The sequence below is a fragment of the Rhodococcus sp. 05-339-2 genome, assembly GCF_002258965.1.
GTDB lineage: Bacteria > Actinomycetota > Actinomycetes > Mycobacteriales > Mycobacteriaceae > Rhodococcoides.
This window is the reverse complement of the sequence record NZ_NOYW01000021.1, coordinates 562832-575095: the sequence shown is the minus strand read 5'-3', so window position 1 is coordinate 575095 and position 12264 is coordinate 562832. Positions and strand designations below refer to the sequence as shown.

General features: G+C 65.5%; 10 protein-coding genes. 3 read left to right on the top strand and 7 right to left on the bottom strand.

Annotated features, from left to right (window positions below):
• Positions 1 to 20: 20 nt before the first annotated feature.
• The 6 genes from pheT to infC form a co-directional block, all read right to left on the bottom strand.
• Positions 21 to 2507 carry a phenylalanine--tRNA ligase subunit beta gene (gene pheT, locus CH273_RS27185; protein ID WP_032394295.1) on the bottom strand — a complete coding sequence of 829 codons (2487 nt, stop codon included), beginning with the start codon at positions 2505 to 2507 and terminating at the stop codon, positions 21 to 23.
• Positions 2508 to 2563: 56 nt separating this feature from the next.
• Positions 2564 to 3631, bottom strand: a complete 1068-nt coding sequence (gene pheS / locus CH273_RS27180; protein ID WP_032394673.1) for a phenylalanine--tRNA ligase subunit alpha — start codon at positions 3629 to 3631, stop codon at positions 2564 to 2566.
• Positions 3632 to 3737: 106 nt separating this feature from the next.
• On the bottom strand, positions 3738 to 4544 hold the full coding sequence (locus CH273_RS27175) for a TrmH family RNA methyltransferase (RefSeq protein WP_032394296.1): 807 nt from the start codon (positions 4542 to 4544) through the stop codon (positions 3738 to 3740).
• A gap of 38 nt (positions 4545 to 4582) precedes the next feature.
• On the bottom strand, positions 4583 to 4972 hold the full coding sequence (rplT, locus tag CH273_RS27170; RefSeq protein WP_032378959.1) for a 50S ribosomal protein L20: 390 nt from the start codon (positions 4970 to 4972) through the stop codon (positions 4583 to 4585).
• A gap of 87 nt (positions 4973 to 5059) precedes the next feature.
• Positions 5060 to 5254 carry a 50S ribosomal protein L35 gene (rpmI, locus tag CH273_RS27165; RefSeq protein ID WP_032394297.1) on the bottom strand — a complete coding sequence of 65 codons (195 nt, stop codon included), beginning with the start codon at positions 5252 to 5254 and terminating at the stop codon, positions 5060 to 5062.
• A 117-nt stretch (positions 5255 to 5371) separates the two neighbouring features.
• Positions 5372 to 6112 (bottom strand): translation initiation factor IF-3, encoded by a 741-nt coding sequence (gene infC, locus CH273_RS27160; protein ID WP_045199680.1) that lies wholly within the window; start codon positions 6110 to 6112, stop codon positions 5372 to 5374.
• A gap of 381 nt (positions 6113 to 6493) precedes the next feature.
• Here infC and CH273_RS27155 point away from each other — a divergent pair, with 381 nt between their 5' ends.
• Positions 6494 to 6874, top strand: a complete 381-nt coding sequence (locus CH273_RS27155; RefSeq protein ID WP_052049360.1) for a DUF1844 domain-containing protein — start codon at positions 6494 to 6496, stop codon at positions 6872 to 6874.
• A gap of 114 nt (positions 6875 to 6988) precedes the next feature.
• On the opposite strand, the gene uvrA is transcribed toward CH273_RS27155, so the two are convergent.
• Positions 6989 to 9919 carry an excinuclease ABC subunit UvrA gene (gene uvrA / locus CH273_RS27150; RefSeq protein WP_032394675.1) on the bottom strand — a complete coding sequence of 977 codons (2931 nt, stop codon included), beginning with the start codon at positions 9917 to 9919 and terminating at the stop codon, positions 6989 to 6991.
• Between the two features lie 257 nt (positions 9920 to 10176).
• Here uvrA and CH273_RS27145 point away from each other — a divergent pair, with 257 nt between their 5' ends.
• Together CH273_RS27145 and CH273_RS27140 are read left to right on the top strand one after the other, a co-directional pair.
• On the top strand, positions 10177 to 10866 hold the full coding sequence (locus CH273_RS27145) for an MBL fold metallo-hydrolase (protein ID WP_032394298.1): 690 nt from the start codon (positions 10177 to 10179) through the stop codon (positions 10864 to 10866).
• 137 nt (positions 10867 to 11003) lie between these two features.
• On the top strand, positions 11004 to 12194 hold the full coding sequence (locus CH273_RS27140; RefSeq protein ID WP_032394299.1) for a DoxX family protein: 1191 nt from the start codon (positions 11004 to 11006) through the stop codon (positions 12192 to 12194).
• Positions 12195 to 12264 lie beyond the last annotated feature (70 nt).

The window sequence follows — 12264 nt, the reverse complement described above, 5'->3', positions numbered from 1 at the left end:
AACTGCGCAACTGCGCTGAGTCAACTGCGCAACTGCGCTCCGACGGCGTTCGATGCCGCTTCGACCGCCGCATCGCGGGCAGCCGTCGCCTGATCCTCGGTCAAGGTGCCGTCGGCTCCGCGGAATCGCAACGCGAACGCCAGGGACTTACGACCCTCACCGACCTGTTCGCCCTCGTAGACGTCGAACAAACGAATCGACTCGAGCAGGTCGCCACCGCCGATCGTGAGTGCAGCTTGCACCGACGCCGCAGGTACGGACGCGTCGACCACCACGGCCACGTCCTGCAACACCGCCGGATACGGCGACACCTCGGGGGCAGGGAGCGATTCGACGACGGGAAGAGCGCTCAGACTCAACTCGGCGGCACACGTGCGCGGCGGCAAGCCCGCCCTCTCCAGCACCGCCGGATGCAACTCGCCCGCGTACCCGACGACCTCGCCGTCGAGCAAGACCTCCGCGCACCGACCCGGATGCCACGGAAGATGCTGTGCTGCGCGAAGATCGACGTGCACCCCGGACGCCTCGGCAACGGTACGCACCGCTGCGAAGGCATCGGCGGCCTCGGCCGCGCGACCGGGACCCCAGGGACCCGACAATTCACGCTGCCCGGTGAGCACCATGCCCACATGCACCGGCTGCGCCGGCAACGAACCGCGAAGCATGGCGATCTGGTCGTCGGTCGGACGACGATCGACCGGCAACGCGTCCACCGCAGCGGTGGCGTCGTGTCGAAGCACCACCTGAGCAATGCCGAACAGCGAGACGTCTCGCTGACCGCGGGCGATGTTCCTGCTCAGCATCTCGAGCAAACCCGGAAGCACTGTGGTCGCGAGCTCGGGACGATCGGCCTCGAGCGGATTGAGCACCGAGGTGGTCGCGCGCCGCGGATCGTCCGCGTCGAGTCCCCACGTGTCGAACACACCCTTGGGCAAGAACACCGGAGGCAGCACCTCGACGTACCCGGAGAACGCGAGTGCCTTGCCGACGGCGCGCCTGCGCTTCTGCTCGGCGGTGAGGCCACGACCGCCCGGGGCCGACGGCAGTACCGACGGGATCTGTTCGAGCCCTTCGAGGCGCAACACCTCTTCCACCAGATCGGCGCGCTGCACCAGATCCGGTCGCCAGGACGGCGGGGTGACGATGAGCTGGCCGTGTCCGCCGTCGTCGACCGACACCTCGACCCCGCAGCCGATCTGCGTCAACCGACGGGCAGCGGTGCCGTTCGGGTACTGCACTCCGGCGATTCGATCAGGGAGGTCGAAGTCCATCGTGATCGTGGGGTACTGGGCGGCCTCGCCGATATCGGTCAACACGGGCTCGATCCGGCCACCGGCGATCTCGACCAGCAACTGCGCGGCCCGATCGAGCGCCGCCACCGGCAGTGCCGAATCCACGGTCCGCTCGAAACGCTTGCTGGCCTCGCTGGAGAGTTTGTGACGACGACCGGTGCGGAACACCGCGAGCGGATCGAACGACGCCGCTTCGAGCACGACCTCGGTGGTCGAATCGTCGACTTCGGTGGACGCGCCGCCCATGACGCCCGCCAACGAGATCGCTCCCGATCCGTCGGCGATGACGACGTCCTCGGGATCGAGGGAACGCTCGACTCCGTCCAGGGTGGTCAGCTTCTCCCCCGCATTCGCACGACGGACGACCAGATCGCCGTCGAGCTTGGCCGCATCGAACGCGTGCAGCGGCTGCCCGAGCTCGTGCAGCACGTAGTTGGTGACGTCGACGGCAGCCGAGATCGGGCGCACGCCGGCCAGCAGCAGTCGACGCTGCATCCACCAGGGCGTGGTCGCCGTCGGATCGATGCCTACGATCTTGCGCAGCGCGAATCGCGATGCGCCGGAGTTCGGTTCGACGGTGACCGGCCACGCGGCACCGGTGACCTCGGTGGGGACCGTGCGCGCCGGATCCACGAACGGGAGATCGAAACTGCAGGCCAGCTCACGGGCGAGGCCACGGACCGAGAAGGCGTACCCGCGATCGGGGGTCACGTTGAGCTCGATGACCGAGTCCTGCAGACCGAGAACAGCTTTGGCGTCGTCCCCCGGAGCGGCCGTGCCCTCGGGCAGCACCAGGATTCCGGAGTGATCCTTACCCAACCCCAGTTCGAGCGTCGAGCAGATCATGCCGTTGGAGTTGCGGCCGTACGTCTTGCGCGACGCGATGGCGAATCCCCCGGGCAGGACGCTGCCCGGCAGAGCGGCCACGATCAGGTCACCCTCGGCGAAGTTCCTGGCACCGCAGACGATTTCCTGCGGCTCGGCGGCTCCGACGTCCACCAGGCAGAAGCGAATCGGCTTCTTGAACTCGGTCAGCTCCTCGATCGAACTCACCCGACCCACCACCAGTGGGCCGGTCACGTTGTCCAGCGAGTCCAGTTCCTCGACCTCGAACCCGACCCGCACGAAACCGGCATCGAGCTCCTCGGGCGAGACGGCCCAGTCGGGAGTCCCCGCGTGCAGGACCTCGGTCAGCCAGGATTGTGGGACTCGCACGTGTGCTCAGCTCTTTCTTGTATCCGTGAAGAAGTGGGGCGGGTGGGAAACTTCCGTCAGGCCTGAACACCGAAGGGCAACGTGAACCTGATGTCGCCCTCGACGATGTCACGCATGTCCGGGATGTCGTTGCGGAACTGCAGCGTCCGCTCGAGACCCATTCCGAACGCGAATCCGGTGTAGATCTCTGGGTCGATGCCGCTGGCCTGCAACACCTTCGGGTTGACCATTCCGCAGCCACCCCACTCGACCCAACCGGCCCCGCCCTTCTTCTTCGGGAACCACACGTCGACCTCGGCCGACGGCTCGGTGAACGGGAAGTAGTTGGGTCGCATGCGAGTACGGGTGTCGTTGCCGAACAACGCCTTGGCGAACGCATCGAGTGTGCCGCGTAGGTGCGCCATGGTCAGGCCCTTGTCGATGGCAAGACCCTCGACCTGGTGGAAGACCGGAGTGTGCGTCGTATCGAGTTCATCCGTGCGAAACGTCCGTCCCGGGCACACGACGTAGATCGGAACCTCGCGCGAGAGCATCGACCGGACCTGCACCGGTGAGGTGTGGGTGCGCAGTACCTGCCGCGAACCTTCCGGTGCGATGTGAAACGTGTCCTGCATCGTGCGTGCCGGGTGGTCGGGCAGGAAGTTGAGCGCATCGAAATTGAAGTGCTCGGTCTCGACCTCGGGGCCTTCTTCGACTTCCCAGCCCATTGCGACGAAGACATCGGCTACCTGTTCGGAAATGATCGTGATGGGGTGCCTGGCACCGACGGGAGCTCGGTCGGTCGGCAGTGTGACGTCGATGGTTTCCGCGACCAGGATGGCGGCATCACGCTCGGCCGACAGCACGGCGCGTCGCTCGTCGAAGGCCTTCTGCACTCGGTCACGTGCTGCCTTGACGCGTTTGCCCGCGTCCGCCTTCTGGTCCCCCGGAATCGCACCGAGGGCGCGCTGTGCCAGCGCCAACGGAGCCTTGCCGCCCACATGATCGATCTTGACCTTGGTCAGAGCATCGAGGTCCGACGCGTCGGCGAACGCCTGCTCGGCCGAGTCCACTGCGGTTCCGAGCGCGGACTCCTCGAGAACGCTCGGATCCACCGGCTCGGTTCCGACAACTTTCTTCGCCACGACAGCTGCACTCCTCGAGTAATAGTCGGTGTCTGCCACGAAGGGTCGTTGCGCAGGCTTCACTCCTGCGCGGAGCAGACAGGTATCGATCCTAGGCGAGACGCGCTCACGAAGTTTCGGAGCGTCGCTGCACTCGGGCACTCGCGTACAGGCAGATCGCCGCGGCGGTGGCCAGGTTGAGGCTCTCGGCACGGCCGTGGATCGGGATTCGAATGCGGTGATCGGCATTGCGCGTCACGAACTCGGGCAGCCCGTGCGCCTCGTTGCCGAACAACCACGCGGTCGGTTGCGCAAGGAGCTCATCGGCGTCGTCCAAGTCCACTTCGCCGTCGGCGGCCGTGGCGACGATGGTCAGACCCGCTCCGCGCAACGCATCGATTCCGGACTCGATCGACCGCTCCCGAGCGATGGGGAGATGGAACACGCTGCCGGCCGATGCGCGGACGCATTTGCCGTTGTGGGGATCAACCGAGTCGCCCAACAGAACGACCGAATCCGCTCCGGCTGCGTCGGCGACGCGAATGACCGTCCCGGCATTGCCCGGCTCGGCCATCTCCACCGGTACGGCCACCAGCCGCGGTGTTCCGGCCAACGCGCGGTCGATCGGGACGTCGACCAACTCGGTGACCGCGATCAGGCCCTGCGGGGTGACGGTGTCGGACAGCGCCTTCGCAGCACGGTCGGTGATCGGATGAACTCGTGCGCCACCGGCCTCGACGGACGCGATGAGGTCGTGGTGGCGCTCGCGGGCATCGGCGGTGTAGAAGAGCTCACGAATCAACCGGGACTGCGCCGCCTCGGACACCGCATTGAAGCCTTCGGCGAGAAACAGCCCGGTCTTCTTGCGTTCCGCGGCTCGAGCGAGCTTGACGGCCGAAACGACCCGCGGAGTTCGCTCGGTCAGCGAATCCACGGGCCGTTTCGGTGTTGAGTCGTCGTACGTCGACTCGCTCAGGCTGCTTCTCCGGCCGGAGCGTTGACATCGGCAGGCAGTGCAGCCTTTGCGATGGCGACCAGGCTTGCGAACGCCGCAGCATCCGACACGGCGAGCTCGGCGAGGATCTTGCGATCGACCTCGACGCCCGCGGCCTTGAGGCCCTGGACGAAGCGGTTGTACGTGATGTCGTTGGCCCGAGCTGCAGCGTTGATACGCGTGATCCACAGCTTGCGGAAGTCACCCTTGCGCGCGCGGCGGTCCCGGTAGGCGTAGGTCAGCGAGTGGAGCTGCTGCTCCTTGGCCTTGGTGTACAGACGTGAGCGCTGTCCGCGGTAGCCCTTGGACGCTTCGAGAATCGAACGGCGCTTCTTCTGGGCGTTGACGGCCCTTTTTACGCGTGCCACTGGTAAATCCTGTCGATCTGGGGGCTTGTGAAACCCCGAATGGTAATGGGATGAAGCCGACCGCTATCGGTCGGCGGCCGGTCCAGATCAGATGCCGAGCAGGCGCTTGATCCGCGGTACGTCGGGCTTCTTGACGACGGCAACACCATCGAGGCGACGAGTCACCTTGGTGGGCTTGTGCTCGAGCAGGTGGCGACGGCCGGCCTTCTGGCGCAGGATCTTGCCGCTGCCGGACACCTTGAATCGCTTCTTGGCACCACTGTGGGTCTTCTGCTTGGGCATGAAATCCTCTTCTTCTTCTGATAGCTCTTCGGTGTTGCATGGCACAGCCGTACATCGCCACGGAAAAGCTGTGCACCGCAGCAGGTGTAGGGCTGTCTTACTGGTAGAGCGCGAGGCTCAGTTGGTCTGCGCCGGAGTAGCCGGAGCTGCTGCGGCCGGTGCCTCGGCAGCCGGGGCTGCGTCGGCGGGCTGTTCCGGCGCGGGGGCCGGTGCGCGCTGGGCGGGCGGAGCCGCTGCGCTCTCCTGTGCCTTGACGCGAGTCTTGGCACCCTTGTGCGGTGCCAGCACCATCGTCATGTTGCGGCCGTCCTGCTTGGCCGAGGTCTCCACGAAGCCGAGCTCCGCGACGTCCGCGCCCAGGCGCTGCAGCAGCCGGAAGCCGAGTTCGGGACGCGACTGCTCGCGGCCACGGAACATGATGGTGACCTTGACCTTCGAGCCGGCTTCGAGGAAGCGAACGACGTTGCGCTTCTTCGTCTCGTAGTCGTGCGCGTCGATCTTGGGACGGAGCTTCTGCTCCTTGATGACGGTGAGCGTCTGGTTCTTGCGCGATTCGCGCGCCTTCTGCGCAGCCTCGTACTTGAACTTCCCGTAGTCCATGATCTTGCAGACCGGCGGACGTGCGTCGGGAGCTACTTCTACAAGATCGAGGTCGGCTTCGAGAGCCAAGCGGAGTGCATCTTCAACACGCACGATCCCCACCTGTTCACCGCCCGGTCCGACAAGCCGGACCTCGGGAACTCGGATGCGATCGTTGATGCGGGTCTCAGTGCTGATGGGGCCTCCTAGGTAGTGCGGTGTGGTGTGTAACCCGACCGCCTGCCACTGGCACAGCCCGTCGCCGTCGATCCTCGACATTCCCTGCAGCGATGCGTACCACTGCAACGAAAAAACCCTGCTCTCGGTGTGATCCGATAGCAGGGCCCGATGTCGACCGGTCGACCAGCACGACAACTGTCGTCGTACAGTCTCCTCACTGGGAGGAAGCACGCAGGAAATCTGTGAGGATCTCCGTCGTGCGACCGGACCGGAAGTAACTTGTTGAAGGCTACGTGCCGGTGGGAGTCGGGCTCCACTTGCTGCCTCCGTGCGGTGAACTCCATCGAGGAGCGCACGCCGAAGACGGTCGTCGAGTCACACTACCAGCAGATTCCCGAATCGAACAATCGAGCGGTGTCGGCCCCTTCTCTGCGGATACCCGATGCTCTCCCCAGCGGGAGGCGTGGGATTCTCGTAGGCATGACCAGCTCCCCCAATCCCGACGATTCCGCAGGTGCCGATCCCCTGGGTGCCGAGCCCGAAGTCCGTGAACTCGCCGAGGTCCCCGCTGTGGAGGTGATCAGCCGCGCTGCGGTGATGCTGATGAGTTCTGCGGCCGAGAAGCTGGGACTCTCCGAGCCGGATCCTGCGGAGAGCCCCTACCTGGACCTCGACGAGGCACGACGCGTCATCACCGCACTGGCCGGCCTGGTCACCGCATCGGTGGAATACCTCGGCCCCCATGCCGGGCCCATTCGCGACGGATTGCAGGCACTGCAGCGCGCATTCCGGGAAGCATCGGCCCACCCGGACGAGCCGGGAAAGGGCCCGGGCGAGAAGTACACCGGCCCGGTGCACTGAGCAGAACGCCGGCGAAGTCGGCAGAAGCACGAAGCCGCATCCGGTGAGCACCGGATGCGGCTTCGTCGTTGCCGGGGTGTGAATCCGGCGGCTGCCTCTATCGGGCTTCGCCGCTCATCGGACGGCGGCGACCTTGCGAGGCCTGCGCTTCTTCGGAGCCGTCTTCACCGGAGGAGCGACCACCGACTCGCGGGTGAGCGCCTCCTGTAGGAATTTGCCCGTGTAGCTCTCGGAAACGGCCGCCACGGCCTCCGGATCACCTTGCGCCACAACCATTCCGCCTCCGGAACCACCTTCGGGGCCCATGTCGATGACCCAGTCCGAGACCTTGATGACGTCCAGATTGTGCTCGATCACGATCACCGTGTTGCCCTTGTCCACCAGGCCGTTCACGACGCCGAGCAGCTTGCGGATGTCCTCGAAGTGCAGGCCGGTGGTCGGTTCGTCGAGAATGTAGACCGTGCGGCCGGTCGAGCGCTTCTGCAGTTCCGCGGCCAGTTTGACGCGTTGAGCTTCGCCGCCGGACAGCGTCGTTGCCGGTTGGCCGAGGCGGACGTACCCGAGACCGACCTCGACGAGCGTCTTCAGGTAGCGGTGAATCGAGGTGATCGCCTCGAAGAAGTCGGCAGCCTCCTCGATCGGCATGTCCAGGACCTCGGCGATGGTCTTGCCCTTGTAATGCACCTCGAGTGTCTCGCGGTTGTACCGCGCACCCTCACAGACCTCGCACGGAACGTAGACGTCCGGCAGGAAGTTCATCTCGATCTTGAGTGTGCCGTCTCCCGAGCACGCCTCGCACCGGCCGCCCTTGACGTTGAACGAGAATCGGCCGGGCTGGTAGCCGCGCACCTTGGCCTCGGTGGTCGCCGCGAACAGCGTGCGGATCTTGTCGAACACCCCGGTGTACGTTGCGGCGTTCGAGCGGGGCGTGCGTCCGATCGGCGACTGATCCACCCGCACGAGCTTGTCGAGCTGATCGAGGCCGTTGATGCGCGTGTGCCTCCCTGGAACCTGACGGGCACCGTTGAGCTTGTTCGCCATCACCGTCGCGAGGATGTCGTTGACGAGGGTGGACTTGCCCGAACCCGACACCCCTGTGACCGAGGTCAGTACGCCGAGCGGAAAGCTGACGTCTATGCCGCGGAGGTTGTGTTCGCGGGCTCCGACCACGGTGACCTGACGCTTCTTGTCCACGACCCGGCGCATGTCGGGCAGCGGAATCTCCATCCGCCCGGACAGGTACGCACCGGTCAGCGATTCGTCGTTGGTCAGCAGGTCCTCGTACGAACCGCTGTGCACGACGCGTCCGCCGTGCTCACCCGCCAACGGACCGATGTCGACTATCCAATCCGAGGTGCGGATGGTGTCCTCGTCGTGCTCGACGACGATCAACGTGTTCCCGAGGTCACGCAGCCGGGTCAGCGTGTCGATGAGCCGGCGGTTGTCACGCTGATGCAGTCCGATCGACGGCTCGTCGAGGACGTAGAGAACGCCGACGAGTCCCGATCCGATCTGGGTCGCGAGTCGAATGCGCTGGGCCTCGCCACCGGACAGCGAGCCGGCGGTCCTGGCCAGTGACAGATACTCCAGACCGACGTCCAGCAGGAAACCGAGACGAGCTTGCACCTCCTTGAGAACCTGACCTGCGATTGCCTCCTCGCGGCGACCCAGGGTGAGGCTGTTCAGGAAATCTGCGGTGTCGGCGATCGACAACTCGCACACCTCGGCGATCGACTTCGGCCCGAAGTCGCCCGCGGAGATCGTCACCGACAGGATTTCGGGCCGCAGCCTGGCGCCGTTGCAGGTGGGACACGGCACGTCGCGCATGTAGCCGTCGTAGCGTTCCTTCATCTGCTCGGACTCGGTCTGCTCCAACCGACGGTGCAGGAACGGCATCACACCCTCGAACTCGGCGTAGTACGACCGCGTGCGGCCGTAGCGGTTCTTGTACTTCACGTGCACCTGGTGGTCGCTGCCCTCGAGGACCGCGCGCTTGACCTTGGCGGGCAACTTGTTCCACGGCGCGTTCAGATCGAACCCCATGGCGTCGGCGAGCCCGGACAGCAGGCGGCCGAAGTACTCCGACGTCTGGCCCATCGACCACGGTGCGATGGCACCGTCCGCGAGGCTGAGATCGCCGTCGGGAACGACCAGTTCCGGGTCGACCTCCTTGCGCACGCCGAGGCCGACGCAATCCGGGCACGCACCGTACGGCGAGTTGAAGGAGAACGACCGCGGTTCGAGATCGTCGATGGACAACGGGTGACCGTTGGGGCACGCGAGCTTCTCGGAGAACCGGCGCTCACGGTCCGATGCGTTCTCGTCACGGTCGACGAAATCGAGGACCACGATGCCGTCGGCCAATCGCAGGGCGGTTTCCACCGAGTCGGTCAGACGCTGCTTCGAGCTCGACTTGACGGTAAGGCGGTCGACGACGACTTCGATGTCGTGCTTTTCCTGCTTCTTGAGCACCGGCGGGCTCGTGAGCTGATGCACGACGCCGTCGACGCGAACACGTGAGTAGCCCTGAGTGTTCAGCGAATCGAACAGGTCGACGAACTCGCCCTTGCGGGTGCGCACCACCGGGGCGAGCACCTGGAACTTCAGGCCCTCCTCCATGTCCAGCACCTGATCGACGATCTGCTGGGGAGTCTGCTTCGCGATCTGTTCGCCACACACGGGGCAGTGAGCCGTTCCCGCACGCGCGTACAACAGACGGAGGTAGTCGTAGACCTCGGTGATGGTGCCCACCGTCGAACGCGGGTTGCGGTTGGTCGACTTCTGATCGATGGAGACCGCAGGCGACAGGCCCTCGATGAAGTCGACGTCCGGCTTGTCCATCTGTCCGAGGAACTGCCGCGCGTATGCGGACAGCGACTCCACGTAGCGACGCTGCCCTTCGGCGAAGATCGTGTCGAAGGCGAGAGAGGATTTGCCCGATCCGGACAGACCCGTGAACACGATCAGCGCATCCCGAGGCAGGTCTATGTCGACTCCTCGCAGATTGTGCTCCCGCGCACCTCGCACTATCAGGCGATCCGCCACTGTGTTCCCTTCTTTCCGAACGAGCACGTCCAGCCGAGTTGCTGCGTCGCAGCACTGCATGACCTTCGAGTCGCGTGATGACGTGTGATGCCGACGCATCGTCACACGTCGTGTAACCGTGGACCCCACGTCGAAAACCTGTTGCGGTGAGGGACGAACCTCACCCGGTTGCAATGGTAGATCCAGGCACCGACAGACTTTTCCACGTCCGCGACCCCGCCGCCCATCGTGCCGTCGACGACGGTAGCGTCCTCGAAATGGACGAGCACCTCATGGTCATCGATGACAACTACACCGGCGTCGTCTCGCAGGGTTCGCAGCCGCAGCGGCGAACGATTCCCGGAGCGACGATCACCAAGATGTCGGTCGGCCCCATGGACAACAACACTTACCTCGTCGTCTGTTCCGCGACAGGTCAGTCGGTTCTGATCGACGCCGCCAACGAGGCCGACCGCATCTCGTCGCTCATCGACGAGAACGCGCCGACGCTCTCACTCATCGTGACGACTCACCAGCACGCCGACCACTGGCAGGCGCTGGCGGACATCGCCGGCGGTACCGACTCGCCGACGGCAGCCCACGAACTCGATGCCGAGCCGCTGCCCGTCACGCCGGACCGACTGCTGGCCGATCGAGACACCGTGTCGGTGGGCGAGCTCACGTTCGATGTTGTGCACCTGACCGGACACACCCCCGGCTCGATCGCCCTCGCACTGACCGATGCCGACGGCGCTCGAACCCACCTCTTCACCGGAGATTCACTCTTTCCCGGTGGCGTGGGCAAGACCGGCAGCCCCGAGGATTTCACGCGCTTGCTCGACGACGTGACGGCGAAATTGTTCGACCGCTACGACGACGAGACCGTCGTCTACCCGGGCCACGGAAAGGACACGACGCTCGGGGCCGAGCGCCCTCACCTGGACGAATGGCGCGCCCGCGGTTGGTGACGATCGGCGTGCTTGAGACCGCGAACCACGGGGTATGAATAGTGTGACAAAAGGACGCACAGCGGTAGGTTTTCGGATCGCCGTGCCGTCCAACGTTCCACCGCCGATGACACGAGAAACTACGCAGGAGGCTGTCAATGCTGGTCCGCCGTATCGCCCGTCCGCTGATGTCTACGATCTTCATCGCAGGGGGCGTCGACGCACTCCGTAATCCCACCGGCAAGGCGCAGGTCGCCACTCCGCTGATCGAGCAGAGCAAGGACGCCCTTCCCAACGACGTCACTGCGAACGTGCCGAACGACCCGGAGACGCTGGTCCGCATCAACGGCGGTATCCAGGTTGCCGGCGGCATTCTGCTGGCCACCGGCAAGGCACCGCGGATCGCCTCTCTCGCCCTCGCCGGAAGTCTCGTACCGACGACGCTCGCCGGACACGCCTTCTGGAACGAGACCGACCCGGAGGCGAAGGCTGCGCAGCGTATCCATTTCTTCAAGAACCTGAGCCTGCTCGGCGGACTGCTCATCGCAGCCGTCGACACCGAGGGTAAGCCGTCCGTGGCATGGCGGAGCAAGCGAGCAGCACGTCGTGCGCAGGAGAGCGTCGTCTCGGCACTGCCCGGGCACTCCACCCACGAGACCGGTGAGCGTGTCAAGGAAATCGCGTCGATCGCCGCAAGTCGCAGTGCCGATCTCGCCGAGGCCGCACAGCCGAAGCTGGCCAAGTTCGCCGACGCCGCCCAGCCCAAGTTGGCCAAGCTCGCCGACATCGCCACCGACAAGGGCTCGGAGCTGGCCGACGTCGCTCAGCCGGCACTGAACCGCTGGGCTCACCTGGCCGCCGACAAGGGATCCGTGCTCGCCGAGGAAGCACAGAAGCGTGGATCCAAGCTGGCCGAGCTAGCCGCCGACCGCGGCAGCGACTTGGCCGACGAGGCGCAGAAGCGCGGCTCCAAGCTCGCCGACAAGGCAGCGCATCGCGGAACCGACCTGGCGGAGCTCGCGCAGAAGCGCGGCTCCAAGCTCGTCGACGTCGCCGCCGATCGTCGCAGTGAATTGGCCGATGTCGCGCAGAAGCGCGCGTCCAAGCTCGCCGATCTGGCCGCCGAGAAGGGGTCTGTCCTCGCCGACGAAGCACAGAAGCGCGGAGTCACGTGGGCCGATCTGGCGTCCGATCGCGTCGAGACGCTGAGCAAGCGCGCCCGCAAGCGCGCCGAGAAGCAGAGCAAGGAACTCGAGAAGGTGACCGAGCAGGCTCGCGCCAAGCTCGAGAAGCGAGTCGCCAAGGCTCAGAAGAACTTGGACAAGAAGCTGCAGCAGTACGCGAAGTAGTTCCCCGCGACAGCACGAACGACAGATGCGGCCCTGCCCCGGAACCAGCGGTTCTGCGGCAGGGCCGTTG